Below are 13,832 nucleotides of genomic sequence, written 5' to 3' on the forward strand. Positions count from 1 at the left end.
GGAGTGTCTGCCGCAGGTCACCTGGGCGGTACGGGGGCCTGATGTTCGGCGCCTTCGAGCGGGCGGTCGCCGGGCGCTACCTGCGCGCACGGCGCGGGGAGCGGTTCGTCTCCGTCATCGCCATCTTTTCCCTGATCGGGATTGCGCTGGGCGTCGCCACGCTGATCATCGTGATGTCGGTGATGAACGGCTTCAAGGCCGACCTGATGAGCCGCATCCTGGGGCTGAACGGCGATCTCAGCATCACCGGCACCGGTGTGCCGATCCGCGACTATGACGCCCTGTCCGCCAAGGTTGCCGGCATCCAGGGCGTCGTCTCGGCGACGCCGCTGGTCGAGGGCCAGGTGCTGCTCAGTGTCGGCAGCTACAGTGCCGGCGGCCTGATACGCGGCATGACGCAGGCCGACCTGCAGCGCCTGCACGAGATCAGCGGCAACATCATCAGCGGCAGCCTTGCCGACTTCAAGGGCGACGATGCGATCGCGATCGGCGTGACGCTGGCCGAGCGCGCCAACCTGACCATCGGTTCGCACCTGACCCTGGTTTCGCCGAACGGGGCGGCGACCGCGTTCGGCACCATGCCGCGGGTCCGGGCGTATCGCATCGTTGCCATCTTCGATGCGGGGGTGAACGACTACAACGCCTCGTACGCCTTCCTGCCGCTGCAGGCCGCGCAGGTCTTCTTCCAGATGCCGCAGGCGGTCTCGCTCATCCAGGTGATGACGCGCGACGCCGAGACTGTTCGTCCGGTGACACGGCGCATCCGCGCGGCACTGCCCGACCAGCCATTGCGGGTGCTCGACTGGACGCAGAGCAACAACGCGTTCTTCGGCGCGGTGCAGGTCGAGCAGAACGTGATGTTCCTGATCCTGACGCTGATCATCCTGGTGGCGGCGTTCAACGTGGTGTCGTCGCTGATCATGATGGTCAAGGACAAGACGCGTGACATCGCCGTGCTGCGCACCATCGGTGCCGGGCGCGGCGCGGTGATGCGTATCTTCCTGATGTGCGGCGCTTCGGTCGGTGTCACCGGAACAATCCTCGGTACCCTGCTCGGCATCGTGTTCGCGCTCAACATCGAGCATATCCGCCAGGCGCTGCAGTCGGTGACCGGCACCAACCTGTTCAATCCGGAAGTGTATTATCTGGAGCATCTGCCGGCGAAGCTGGAATGGCCGCAGGTGATCCAGGTGATCGCAATCGCGCTGGTGCTGTCGTTGCTGGCGACGCTGTATCCGTCCTGGCGCGCGGCCCGCACCGACCCGGTGGAGGCATTGCGTCATGAGTAGGGGGGCCATGAGTGAGGGCCCCCGGCTGTCGGCTCCACTGCCGCTCGCCCTGCGCGGGCTGTTTCATGGCTACCAGAGCGGCGAGGGGAGGCTCGAGGTGCTGCAGGGAGCGGAGCTGTCGCTGCGGCCGGGCGAGATCGTGGCGCTGGTCGCACCGTCCGGCACCGGGAAATCCACCCTGCTGCATCTGGCCGGGCTGCTGGAGACGCCGCAGGACGGTGCCGTGCTGGTCGACGGCCGCGACGCCGGCCGGCTGTCGGACGGGGAGCGCACCGCGATTAGGCGCAACGCCATCGGTTTCGTGTATCAGTTCCACCACCTGCTGGCCGAGTTCACCGCACTCGAGAACGTGGTGCTGCCGCAGATGATCGGCGGCGGCGCGCGTGGCAAAGCACGGGTGCGGGCGGAAGCGCTGCTGCGCGCCTTCGGCCTGGGCCATCGCATGGACCATCTGCCCGGCAAGCTGTCCGGCGGCGAGCAGCAGCGAGTGGCGATCGCACGCGCGCTGGCCAACGCCCCGCGTGTGCTGCTGGCCGACGAGCCGACCGGCAATCTCGATGTCGCGACGGCGGACCAGGTGTTCGACGAGCTGTTGCGGGTGGCCCGCGACGAGGGCCTCGCCGGGCTGATCGCGACCCACAATACCGAGCTGGCGCGCCGCATGGACCGCATCGTCACCCTGAGGGACGGCCGCATCGTCGCGGTTGCGTGAAGGCGGGGGCCTGCAACCGGTGCCGATGCTGCCGGTTCCGGCAGCATGGCGGATGACGAGAGCGAAGTACGAGCGCAGGCGAAGGCGGCCCGGCTGCATTACGTCAGCGCGCGCAAGCCAGGCTACACCCGCGAAGCCGCCCGCGACGGGTTCTGCTACCGCGACCCCAAGGGCGGGATCGTCGCCGACGAGGACACCATCGCGCGGCTGCGCAAGCTGGCCATCCCGCCTGCCTATCGTGATGTCTGGATCTGCGCCGATCCGAAAGGGCACCTGCAGGCTGTCGGCCGCGACGCCCGCGGTCGGCTGCAATATCGCTACCATCCGGACTGGCGGCTGGTGCGCGACGAGGCGAAGTTCGGCAAGATGCTACTGTTCGGTCGCAAGCTGCCGGAGTTGCGGGTGCGCGTGGCCGAGGATCTTGCCGAGCGCGGGCTGACCCGGCGCCGGGTGCTCGCCACCGTGGTGACGCTGCTGGAACGGACGCTGGCCCGGGTGGGCAACGAGGAATACACCCGCACCAACAAGAGTTTCGGCCTGACCACCCTGCGCCGCCGCCACCTGCGCGTGCAAGGCGAGGCGCTGACGCTGGATTTTCGCGCCAAGCACGGCATCCAGCAGCATGTCGAGGTGCGCGACCGGCGCATTGCCGGCATCATGAAGCGCCTGCAGGACATTCCAGGCCAGGACCTGTTCCAGTATCTCGACGAGGCCGGCGAGCGGCATTCGATCAGTTCGTCCGACGTGAACGAGTATTTGCACGAGATCACCGGCGAGGACATCACCGCGAAGGATTTCCGGACCTGGGCGGCGACCAACCTCGCGGCCCTCGCGCTGCGCCAGTTCGCGCAGTACGACACCAAGGCCGTTGCCAAGAAGAATGTGCTGCGTGCGGTGGAGAGCGTCGCCAAGCTGCTCGGCAACACGCCGGCGATCTGCCGCAAATGCTATATCCATCCGGCGGTGTTAGACGGCTATCTCGATGGCAGTCTGGCGGCGACATTGAAGCAGCGCGCGGAAGCGGCACTCGATCCGAAGCAGGCGCCGCATACGCTGACCGCCGACGAGGTGGCGGTGATGGCGTTCCTCAGTCGCGGCCTCGACAAGCCGGCGCGTGGCCACGAGGGCGAGGTCACGATCAGCGCGGTGGCAGGATGGTGATGCGGCGCTTGTGGAAGAACTGCATCAGGCCGTGCGCGCTCCACGAGTTCAGCGCCGGCTCGGCGAACTGCCCGGTCGGGATGCCGGGCATGCCGGCGACCTCGGCAGGCGGCGGCAGACGGAACTGCATCATCTCGGACGCGGCGCGGCCGCGGCGCCAGTCCATACGCTGGGTGGCGGTGATGGCACCCATCAGCCGTAGGTCATGCAGGATCGGGTGCAGCCGGGGAGCCGCCTCGATCAGGCAGGCGAGCAGCAGCGCCGCCGGGCCGAAACGTGCGGCGCGGGCGCCGACCGGCCACCGGCGTACTGAAGCGACGCCGGACGCCGCCAGCATCAGCACCACCCAGCCTTGCCGCAGGCTCTCGTGCCGTTCGCAGCATGGCGCCCCGAACTGGTGCCAGGCGGCGACGGTGACGGCCGCGGCGGCCAGTGGCAGCGCGACGGCGCAGGCCACCAGGCCGCGCGCATGCGGGCGCGCGCCGGCCGCGCAGCAGCGCACGCCGAGCAGGAAGGCGAGCTTGGCGGTCCAGAACTGGCGGAGTTCGCGCCCGAGATCGCGCAGCGCCAGTCGCAGGCTGTGCAGCAGGGTGAGGTGGCCGACGGCTTCGGCCGAGACCAGCCTATGGTGGGCCACCTCCCAGAACACGAACCCGGCGACGCACAGGCCGGGGAGTCCGAGGGTCAGCGCCTTGCCCGGCCTGCGCCATCGCAGCGTGGCGAGGGCCGGCGCCAGCAGCACGGCCAGGCAGGCGCCGGCCTCGCTGCAGGCGGCGCACGCGGCGAGGCTCGCCGAAGCCGCCACCGTGCCGGCCCAGGAGCGGTCGCGCCCGTCGATGAGCAGGAACACCGCCATGCTGCTGGCGGTCAGCGTGCAGACATAGGCGACCGCGCCGGCCGGCCAGTAGAACATCTCGCCGACCGGGTGGCCGAGCAGGTACAGGCAGCAGGCGGCGAGGCCGATCACGACCCTGGGCCACTGCCATTTTCGCATGCCGACCAGGGTGGAGGCGAACAGCAGCGTCCAGAGCAGGGCCAGGAACGGCACCGTGAGCGGGCGCTGCAGCGATGCCGCCAGCCGGCCGTAGAGGTAGAACACGACCTCGGATAACGGGCGCGGACTCCAGCCGCCGATCCGGGCCTGCCACAGATAGGCGAGGCCGTCGTCGCGGGCGAAGGCGCTGCAGAGGAAGTCGTCGCCCTGCCAGTGCGCCTCCGGCAGCAGGGCCACGTGCAGGCCCAGGATCGCAAGCATGACGCCGGCGGCTGGGACGGCGAGTCGCGGCAGGATCATCCTCGGCATCATCCCCGTTAGCACGCGCCGGTGGGCCGCATGGCGGGCGGGATGCTACGATCCCGCCATGCCGATCGCCGACTTCGTCCACCTGCGCGTCCACTCCGCCTACTCGCTGAGCCAGGGCGCCATACGGGTTCCGGACATCGCCGCCCTGGCGCAGGCCGAAGCCATGCCGGCGGTCGCCATCGCGGACACCGGCAATCTGTTCGGCGCGCTCGAGTTCTCCCAGTACTGCACCGGCAAAGGCGTACAGCCGATCATCGGCTGCCAGGTCTCGCTGGCCGCCCGCCACGGCCGTCCCGGTGCCGTGCCCGAGCCGGTGGTGGCGCTGGCGCGCGACGCGCAAGGCCTCGACAACCTGCAGCGGCTCTCCTCGATCGGGTTCCTGCACGGCGATCCGGCCGATCCCTGTATCAGCCTCGACACCCTGTGCGCACACGCCGAGGGCTTGATCCTGCTGACCGGAGGCACCCGCGGGCCGATCGCGCGGCTGCTCGCCGAGGGCCAGCAGGACGAGGCGGAGCGGCTGCTGGCGACGCTGAAGGAGGCATTCGGCGACCGGCTGGTCATGGAGCTGCACCGGCATGGCCTGTCGGTGGAGGCGGCGATCGAGCCCGGCCTGGTCACGCTCGCCGACCGCTTCGGCCTGCCGCTGGTCGCCACCAACGAGTGCTTCTTTGCCACCCCCGCGATGCACCAGGCGCACGACGCCCTGCTCTGCATTGCCCAGGGCCGGACGCTGGCCGAGCGCGAGCGCTGGCGGGTCACGCAAGAGCACTGGTTCAAGCCGGCGGCGGCGATGCGCAGCCGGTTCGCCGACCTGCCCGAGGCCTGCGACAACACGCTGGCGATCGCCCGGATGTGCGCAGTGATGGTCGAGACCCGCAAGCCGCTGCTGCCGGTCTGCCCCAAGGTCCGCCTCGGCAGCAGCGAGGACGAGACGCTGCGCGCGATGGCGGCCGAAGGGCTGGCGGCGCGGCTCGACACCATGCGCGCGGATGCCGCAACGCGCGCGCTCTACGCGGCGCGTCTTGCGTTCGAGCTCGATGTGATCGCGAAGATGGGGTTTGCCGGCTACTTCATGATCGTCGCCGACTTCATCCAGTGGGCGAAGGCCCAGGGCATTCCGGTCGGGCCCGGACGCGGGTCCGGCGCCGGGTCGCTCGCCGCCTGGGCGCTCACCATCACCGATCTCGATCCGATCCCGTTCAACCTGCTGTTCGAGCGGTTCCTGAACCCCGAGCGCGTGTCGATGCCGGATTTCGACATCGATTTCTGCCAGGACCGGCGTGACGAGGTGATCGCCTATGTCCGGCAGGAATATGGCGGCGACCGGGTCGCGCAGATCATCACCTTCGGCAAGCTGCAGGCGCGCGCCGCGATCCGCGATGTCGGGCGCGTGCAGGGCCTGCCGTTCGGCATGGTCAACAAGGTCGCCGAGCTGATCCCGAACAATCCCGCCAAGCCGGTGACGCTGAAGCAGGCCATCGACGGCGAGCCGCGCCTGCAGGAGATGCGCGACGCCGACGAGGCGACCGCGCGGCTGATGAAGACGGCCCTGCAGCTCGAGGGGCTGTACCGTCATGCCAGCACGCATGCCGCCGGCGTGGTGATCGGCGACCGCGACCTGATCGAGCTGGTGCCGCTCTACCGCGACCCGAAGAGCGACATGCTGGTCACGCAGTTCAACATGAAGTTCGTCGAGCAGGCCGGCCTGGTGAAGTTCGATTTCCTCGGCCTCACCACGCTGACCATCCTGCAGCGCGGCGTGCAGATGCTGCAGAAGCTCGGCACCGATGTCGATCTGGCGATGCTGCCGCAGGGCGACGAGCGCACCTACGCGATGCTGTCGAAGGGCGACACCGGCGGCGTGTTCCAGTTCGAGGGTGCCGGCATGCGCGACGTGCTCAGGCAGATGCGCCCGACCCGGCTGGAGGACCTGATCGCGGCGGTGGCGCTGTATCGCCCGGGCCCGATGGCAAACATCCCGGACTATTGCCGCCGCAAGCACGGCGAGGCGTGGGAGCCGCCGCACGAGGAGCTTCGGGAAATCCTGGGAGAGACCTACGGCATCATGGTCTACCAGGAGCAGGTCATGCAGATCGCCCAGAAGATGGGCGGCTACAGCCTGGGTGCGGCCGACCTGCTGCGGCGTGCAATGGGCAAGAAGATACGCGCCGAGATGGACACCCAGCGCGAAATCTTCACCGAAGGCGCGGTCGGCCGCGGCATCGATCGCGACAAGGCGGTCGAGGTGTTCGAGCTGATGGCGAAGTTCGCCGATTACGGCTTCAACAAGTCGCATGCGGCGGCCTACGCGCTGGTCTCGTACCAGACCGCCTGGATGAAGGCGAACCATCCGGTGGCCTTCCTGGCCGCGTGCATGTCGCTGGCGCGCGAGAAGACCGACAAGCTGGCGGCGCTGCGCCAGGAGGCCGAACGGCTCGGCGTGCGGGTGCTGCCGCCGGACATCAACCGCTCGGCGGCGGACTTCACCGTCGAGGTCGCCGAGGACGGCATTCAGTCGATCCGTTACGCGCTGGCGGCGATCAAGAAGGTCGGGCTCGGCGCGATGCAGGCGGTGCAGGCGGCACGCGGTGATGCGCCGTTCCGCGACCTCGCCGACTTCGCAGCGAGGGTCGAGCCGCGCCAGATCAACAAGATGCAGATCGAGAACCTGGCAAAATGCGGCGCCTTCGACAGCCTCGATGCGAACCGGGCGCGCGTGTTCATCGGGGCCGAGACCATCCTGCGGCGCGCGCAGGCGCAGGCGGAGGAGGTGTCGAGCGGACAGATCGGGCTGTTCGGGGGCGCCGGCCGCGCAGAGACGCTGCGGCTGCCGGATGTGGCCGACTGGCCGGAGATCGAGCGGCTCGGGCTGGAGGCGGAGGCGGTCGGCTTCCACCTGACCGCGCATCCGCTGGACAGCTACGCGCCGCTGCTGCGCCGGCTGGGGGCGACCCGCTGCACCGGGCTGGAAGCCGCCGCCGCGGCCGGCATCAGCCGGGTGAAGATCGCGGGCTGCGTGGTCGATCGCAAGGAAAGGCCGACGCGCACCGGCGGCCGCCTGGCCTGGGTGCGGCTGTCGGATGCGTCCGGCGGCACCGAGGTCACGTTGTTCTCCGAGGTGCTGGGGCGCACGCGTGACATCCTGGTGGCGGGCCGCGCGGTACTGGTGACCGCGGATTTGCGCCTGGAGGGCGAGATGCTGCGCATCACCGCGGCCGATGTGGTGGATCTGGACCGCGCCGCGGCCGATGCGGGGGCCGAGATGCGCATCTGGCTCGACCGCCCGGAAGCGCTGGCGCCGATCAGCGCGATCCTCGGCCGCGAGCGGGGCGGCAAGGGACGGGTGATCCTGCTGCCCTGTCTCGACGAGACCCAGGACCTCGAGGTCTCGCTGCCGGAGCCGTACATGGTGACCCCGCGGCTGGCCCAGGCGCTGAAGCTGGTGGCGGGTGTCGCGCGCATCGAGGAGCGGTGACAGGATGAAGCATGTTTCTGCGGGCGCGCTCGACGTCGCCTATTTCGAGGTCGGCCCCGCCGACGGAGAACCGGTTATCCTCCTGCACGGCTTTCCGTACGACGCGCACGCGTATGACGAAGTCTCCGTCCTGCTGGCGGCGGCCGGGAAGCGCTGCATCGTGCCGTTCCTGCGTGGCTACGGGCCGACCCGTTTCCTGAACGAGGACAGCGTGCGGTCGGGCCAGCAAGCCGCTCTTGGCGCGGATCTCAAGGCATTGATGGACGCGCTCGACCTGCCGACGGCGGTGCTGGCCGGTTATGACTGGGGCGGTCGCGCGGCCTGTCTCGTCGCGGCCCTCTGGCCCGAGCGCGTGCGCGGCCTGGTGAGCTGCGGCACGGCGTACAACCTGCATAATGTCCGGACCGCGCGCAGGCCGTCTGCGCTCGATCAGGAGAGCCGGCACTGGTACTGGTATTTCCTGAATGCCGAGCGCGGCCGGACTGCGCTCGTCGAGGACAGGCGGCGGCTTTGCGGATTCCTGTGGACGCAGTGGTCGCCGGGCTGGAAGTTCACCGATGCGCTTTTCGAGCGGACAGCCGCAAGCTTCGATAATCCGGATTTCGCCGCTGTCGTGATCCACTCATACCGTCATCGCATCGGCGAAGTGATCGGCGATACGCGCCTCGACCACATCGAACAGCGTCTGGCGGAACAGCCGGTCATAAATGTTCCAACCTCGGTGCTGCAGGGAGGCGATGACGGCGTTGATCCGCCGCAACCCTTCAAGACCGATGCTGCGCACTTCGGGGGTGGCGTTCGACACAGGATCCTGAGCGGGATCGGTCATAACGTTCCGCAGGAGGCGCCGCGGGCGTTCGCCGACGCCGTCCTCGCGCTCATCTCGTGAATAAAGTCTGACGCTTGATACCCGTCGTCCTGTAGATCGGCTTGTGGTGGAAAGCAGACATTTCGATGGATGAGGTCCTCACGGCAAGTAGCCCAACATGTCGATAGGACCGTCCGGCCAGCCGAACTCGGCCAGAGGCTTTGCCATGAGCTGGTCTGATAGGTCTTCCTCAATCAGCGAGTGTGAAGCGCGATCGCTGATCGCAAGCCACTTAGTCCAGACGCCTTGAATGCGGAGAAAGCCGTGGCGGCCATAGAAGTCGTGAAGGTCTGCCATCAGGACCATGAAGCATACATTAGCTTCGCGCGCCTGCACCTCCGCTTCTTCCAGAAGTTTAGACCCTATTCCTTGCCCGCGACGATCCTTCCGGACACAAAGATCGATGACGAAGCATATCCGGACGACTTCTGCGCCGATCCTGATCACTCGATAATCCAAGGCCACGTGTCCGACGACGTCGCTCCCGGCGTGCATGATGATACGAAAGTGAGGCTGCTGCTTGACATAGGTTCGGCCATTGAAGAAGCCGGGGAACGCCTGATCGAGCAAGGGGCGAAGCTGATCTTGCACTGCAGCTGGAAGCGTCGGCTCAGTGAAGGTCTGGATCATTATCGGTCGGCTTTTTAGGTGCAATGCCATAGTTGCCTAAATCCGTTGTTGCTTCAACGGAAGATAAGCTTTGGGTCGTTCTCAGCGACAGTCTCCCGGCCAGACCTACCGTCGGGGCTAGCGGAGTTCGGACTCCCCGGGATCGCACGCCGCGGGGATCATCGGTCCAGTCCCGCTGCTGCTAGTTCGGCCACCCGCAACAAGTCGAGCGGCGGTGCATCACCGTCCTCCAGGGAAAAAGCCGCGGACAGACCGCACCAGGCGAGGATCCAGAGCAGCAGGAGCCTCCGCTCCAGCCGTGCCGCTTCGGCGACGACTGTGAGGCGGCGCAAGAAGCGGTAGGGCTCGGCGGCCACCAACAAGTCAGGATTGCAGAAGATGTTGGCGAAGTCGAAGCCCCGCTCGCCCATGAGGCACTTAGGGTCGACAGTCAGCCAACCGCGGGAGCCGAAGTCCAGCACATTGCCGTGGTGCAGGTCCCCGTGCAGCGGGATGACCTCCTGCGGCGTGGCCAACAGTTTACGGCTGGCCATGTCGCAGCGCCTCAGGAGTCCGCCGCGGGCTGCCGCCACCGGGCTTAGCGTGCGGAACCAATGCGTCAGGGGGATCAGCTCCGGAAACGGCTTGGCGCGCGGCGCGTGTAGTCGAGCGGCCGTGGCGCAGAGAATGTCACAGGCCTCGTCGTCCCGCCCGGTACGGGCCATGTCGGAAAGACAGCCCAGCCCCGCGGCGCGCTCCATTAGCAGGGCACCACCCTCATTTGCCAGAACCCGTGCGGCGCCGACCCCATCCCACCAGACCAGCAGCACGCCGCCTGCGCGCTCTTCCTCCTCGACGGCAAGCTTGAGCATGGCCTTCTGGCCGTCCCACAGTACCGGCAGCAGGCGGGCGGCACGCGTCGCGATGGGATCACCGTCAGGGGTTAGGTTCCAGTAGCTCAAGTATGGTTCAAACATAGGGTGAGCGTAGCACAGCCGTATGGCCGCTTTGGGGTCGAAAGCGGTTCTCGGGGCCGCTGCAGGAATCCCAGGATCGACCGGAGGTAAGGAAGCCATTTGCCGTTTTTACTGCGGCAACTGATGCTGGACGACAGTGATTGGAGGGAGGGGTGATGATGTGTGATGGGCTTTCACTCCGCAAAGCTACACTTGCCGACCGCGAGACGATCTATCGCATCCACGTCGACTCCACGACGGCGCTGTGCGGAACGCACTACTCGAAGGAGCAGCTTGCGGGATGGTTCGAAGGCCGATCGCTCAACGATTACACGGGGGCAATAGAGTGGGGCGGAGACTGGATCGCTTACCTGGACCAGGAGCCGGTCGGATTTATAGAGTTCTTCACCAAGACGATTTCGATGCTGTATGTCGATAGCCGCTACGCAGGCCAAGGCATAGGGCGGCGGCGGCTGCAGTTCGCGCTGTCCGAGATGCCAGGCGAGAAAGGTCGCATCAGTCTTGAGGCTCTGCTCAACGCGGTCCCGTTCTACGAGAGGTTTGGCTTCCAGAGGATCGGGGAGGGAGAAATGCGGCGAAAATCGGGGCTTGTCATCAAGACGGTGTTGATGGAACGGTTGAGCGGTCAGGCCGATTGCCCACCAGGGTACGCGATGACGTCATAGGGGTCCGAAATCGACCGTTTGCGGCACGGTTCTCGGGGCCGAGCTTTCTGGGACCTATGGCGTTTCTTAAACCCGTCCAAATACATGGACTGGACGCCGATAAGATGATCCATATCTTCGCCGAGCCGACGCTTCCAGCCGCAGTGCAAGACGAGCTTCGAATCCTGCTCGACGAGGCGTTCCCTGGCTTCTTCAACGGTCGGACCCATATCAAGCAGCAGCCGCACTTTCGTATCGTCACGCACCAGCGGGGTAATCTCATCACGCGGGTTGAGTTGGATTACCGAGTGATTAGGGTCGGCGCAGAAGGGGTTTGCATATGTGGCCTAATCGACCTCTGCGTTCGCAAGCACTGCCGTGGGCGAGGTATCGGATCAAGACTTCTAGAGGAGGGAGAGGGGCAGGCGCGGAAGGCTGGGGTAGCTTTCATGGTCCTGATGGCTAACCGCCGCGACATCTACAGCCGCCATGGCCTTGAGCACGTTCAGGCGACCAAGAGATCTGCGACTGCTGGAGCCGCCGTTGCCATACTTAGGTGATTACCTCTAAATCGGTCCACGGGGAGACCCGCCTGGACAGCTCTTTGAGCCTGGTCGGCATAGGCGTCGCTGAGCTGGATGTAGCGGGACATTGTGAACTCTTCCCAATTTGGAATCTCCGGGGCGTTTGCCTCCACGTAGGAGAGTGGGACGGCGCCGGCTTCTGCCTCAATCGAACGCCGCAGGTAGGTGTCGGGAACTAGCTGCTCAAGAAGTCCCTTAGGTGACCAAGTTGGCCAAGGAGGGAGCCGTCTGTCGACCGCGGCCGCCAAGAGCTGATGCTTCATGTCTTGCGGCAGAGTGTCTAGCCAACTCAGGTTCGGGTGCGGCATTAATGCGTCGAGGAAGACCATCCTGGTCAGGCGCTTGTCGGCCGACCAGATCTAGGGCGCCAATGCACCGGCACCGCTATGTAGGACAACGTGCGTATTTAAGGACGGCGCGGAAGCCGCAATATGTTTTGCGATGGCCGCATACGGGTTCGAGGCATCCTGCAGGCTTCCACGCAGGTCGGGAACGACAACTTTGTAGCCGCGCTGGATTAGGACCGACCGCAGCGGTGTCCATACCGCTCGGGCCTAGGAACGGGCTATGGACGAGCAGGGCCTGCATCGGGCCCTCCTGCGTACGAAGCAGCGCATTGCTCTTCATCGGAGCGGCAGCGGCAGTCATCACCACTGAACAAAGCGTGGCTCCCGCAATGGTGAGCAATAGTCGACGGGTCATCAAGCCTCTAATCCCGAGCAGTGTTCCACAGCTAGCTAGATCGCAAGGCTTGAACCGAGCCCGCCGCATCAGCGTGCCAACTGTCTGGTAATACTGTCTGCAGATTGAGTCAGCTTTGGGTCGAGAGCGGCCCAACTCAGCGGGTATGAAGCGTCAGATTTTACCCACCAATTTCCCGAACCGGAAGTCCGCATCCGGTGCCTTGTCCTTGCTTCCCGTTCGCAGCATGCTCACGAGCATGTCGCCTCTACGCCCCGTCTCTCCGGCCCGACATGTTCGCCCGGTCCGGCCGCCGCTTTTTGCTGCTGTCATCGTCCTGCTCATGGCGCCGTTCGCGATGAGGGTGGATCGCGCAGCTGCGGATCCAGTGACTCAGGTTGCGTCGTACCCCATGGATCCTGGAGCTTGGCAGCTCGGCCCGCACGTCGACTGGATTCCCGAGACGAGCGAGCCACTGCGCTTCGCTCGCTACGAGGGCATGCCGGATGGCGCGATGACCGTGTCCCCGGGCATCGCGGTGTCGCGCCAGGCGCGTTTTTCGAGCGGCACGATCGACTTCGACATCAAGCCGCTCGCCTACGACGATACCGGTATCATCTTTCGTCGGCACGGCGAGGATGCGGGCGAGATGGTGTATCTCCGCGCAAACCCGGACTGTCCCGCTGCCGATGACTGCATCCAGTACGCCCCGATCACTCATCAGCGGATGCAATGGGACACCTACTCGAATTACCAGGGGCAGGCACCGATCAACCCCGCCGGATGGAACCATGTGCATCTCGTCGTCGCTGGCGAGAAGCTGACCGTGACGGTCAATCACGCAGCCGACCCAACCCTCGTCGTGCCAAGGCTGCAGGGCACAACGACAGAGGGTGGCATAGCTTTCAAGGGGCCGGCGATCTACGCAAACCTCGTCATCCGGCCCGGTCCGGCATCCGCATTGCCGGATGTGCACGAAGGCGTGCCTGCTGCCGACACCGTCATGACCTGGCTCGCCGCAACACCGTCTGCGCTTCCCGTCGACCGTCCCGTGGGAGCGGCGGATATCCCGGCTTCGCGCAGTTGGCACGCGATCGCGGCGGAACAGACCGGCCTCGTCAACCTGAGCCGCAACTTCAATGTGCGGCGCCTGTCGGTCGGCTGGCTCAAGACCACCATAACCGCCGGAACAGCTATGCACCGGGTGCTCCGGATCGGCTGGGCCCGTCAGATCACCGTCTTTCTCAACGGCAAGGCGGTGTTTGCGGGAGACAACCCGTATCGCCCCGAGGACCGCCGCCTGTCGCCGAACGGTCGCCTCGAAGCGGACAACGCGTCCGTGCCGATCGCCCTGCGGCAAGGCGCGAACGATATCGTGCTTGCGGTCGGCAACACATGGCTAGGGGCGGATGGCCATATCAAGCCTACGGCCTATGGCTGGGGAGCCGAGGCGCGGCTTGAAGAGCTGAGGCAATAGCCTTGAGGTGTCACTCCCACGTGCGGCGGCCACCGCAGGTGTGGGCAGC

At 66.4% G+C, this 13,832-nt stretch carries 11 protein-coding genes; 8 read left to right on the top strand and 3 right to left on the bottom strand.

Annotated features, from left to right (window positions below):
* The first annotated feature begins 41 nt into the window (after positions 1–41).
* Genes ACQY4O_RS04840 through ACQY4O_RS04850 form a run of 3 tightly spaced genes read left to right on the top strand, consistent with a single transcriptional unit; the run spans position 42 to position 3,162 of the window.
* The gene (locus ACQY4O_RS04840) at positions 42–1,289 is read left to right on the top strand and encodes a lipoprotein-releasing ABC transporter permease subunit (protein ID WP_428375079.1); all 1,248 of its coding nucleotides are present in this window, start codon (positions 42–44) and stop codon (positions 1,287–1,289) included.
* A gap of 7 nt (positions 1,290–1,296) precedes the next feature.
* Positions 1,297–2,001: an ABC transporter ATP-binding protein gene (locus tag ACQY4O_RS04845; RefSeq protein ID WP_428375080.1), complete on the top strand. Its 705-nt coding sequence runs from the start codon at positions 1,297–1,299 to the stop codon at positions 1,999–2,001.
* 45 nt (positions 2,002–2,046) lie between these two features.
* On the top strand, positions 2,047–3,162 hold the full coding sequence (locus tag ACQY4O_RS04850) for a DNA topoisomerase IB (RefSeq protein ID WP_428375081.1): 1,116 nt from the start codon (positions 2,047–2,049) through the stop codon (positions 3,160–3,162).
* On the opposite strand, the gene ACQY4O_RS04855 is transcribed toward ACQY4O_RS04850, so the two are convergent.
* Positions 3,140–4,456: a hypothetical protein gene (locus ACQY4O_RS04855; RefSeq protein WP_428375082.1), complete on the bottom strand. Its 1,317-nt coding sequence runs from the start codon at positions 4,454–4,456 to the stop codon at positions 3,140–3,142. The two genes, ACQY4O_RS04850 and ACQY4O_RS04855, sit on opposite strands and share 23 nt — an antisense overlap.
* A gap of 67 nt (positions 4,457–4,523) precedes the next feature.
* Between ACQY4O_RS04855 and dnaE the strand changes: the two genes are divergently transcribed.
* Complete coding sequence (dnaE, locus tag ACQY4O_RS04860; protein ID WP_428375083.1) at positions 4,524–7,943, top strand: DNA polymerase III subunit alpha; 3,420 nt, start codon at positions 4,524–4,526, stop codon at positions 7,941–7,943.
* 4 nt (positions 7,944–7,947) lie between these two features.
* Positions 7,948–8,832 (top strand): alpha/beta fold hydrolase, encoded by an 885-nt coding sequence (locus tag ACQY4O_RS04865; RefSeq protein ID WP_428375084.1) that lies wholly within the window; start codon positions 7,948–7,950, stop codon positions 8,830–8,832.
* Between the two features lie 78 nt (positions 8,833–8,910).
* On the opposite strand, the gene ACQY4O_RS04870 is transcribed toward ACQY4O_RS04865, so the two are convergent.
* On the bottom strand, positions 8,911–9,441 hold the full coding sequence (locus ACQY4O_RS04870) for a GNAT family N-acetyltransferase (protein WP_428375085.1): 531 nt from the start codon (positions 9,439–9,441) through the stop codon (positions 8,911–8,913).
* A gap of 158 nt (positions 9,442–9,599) precedes the next feature.
* Positions 9,600–10,382 (bottom strand): aminoglycoside phosphotransferase family protein, encoded by a 783-nt coding sequence (locus ACQY4O_RS04875; protein WP_428375086.1) that lies wholly within the window; start codon positions 10,380–10,382, stop codon positions 9,600–9,602.
* A gap of 170 nt (positions 10,383–10,552) precedes the next feature.
* Between ACQY4O_RS04875 and ACQY4O_RS04880 the strand changes: the two genes are divergently transcribed.
* The 3 genes from ACQY4O_RS04880 (at position 10,553) to ACQY4O_RS04890 (ending at position 13,783) form a co-directional block, all read left to right on the top strand.
* Positions 10,553–11,062, top strand: a complete 510-nt coding sequence (locus ACQY4O_RS04880; protein ID WP_428375087.1) for a GNAT family N-acetyltransferase — start codon at positions 10,553–10,555, stop codon at positions 11,060–11,062.
* Between the two features lie 104 nt (positions 11,063–11,166).
* Entirely contained in the window at positions 11,167–11,601 is a 435-nt protein-coding gene (locus tag ACQY4O_RS04885) for a GNAT family N-acetyltransferase (protein ID WP_428375088.1), read from the top strand.
* Positions 11,602–12,649: 1,048 nt separating this feature from the next.
* A complete protein-coding gene (locus tag ACQY4O_RS04890) occupies positions 12,650–13,783 on the top strand; it encodes a hypothetical protein (protein WP_428375089.1) in 1,134 nt (377 codons plus the stop codon).
* Positions 13,784–13,832: the final 49 nt, after the last annotated feature.

The sequence above is a fragment of the Lichenicoccus sp. genome, assembly GCF_965277665.1.
Classification (GTDB): Bacteria; Pseudomonadota; Alphaproteobacteria; order Acetobacterales; family Acetobacteraceae; genus Lichenicoccus.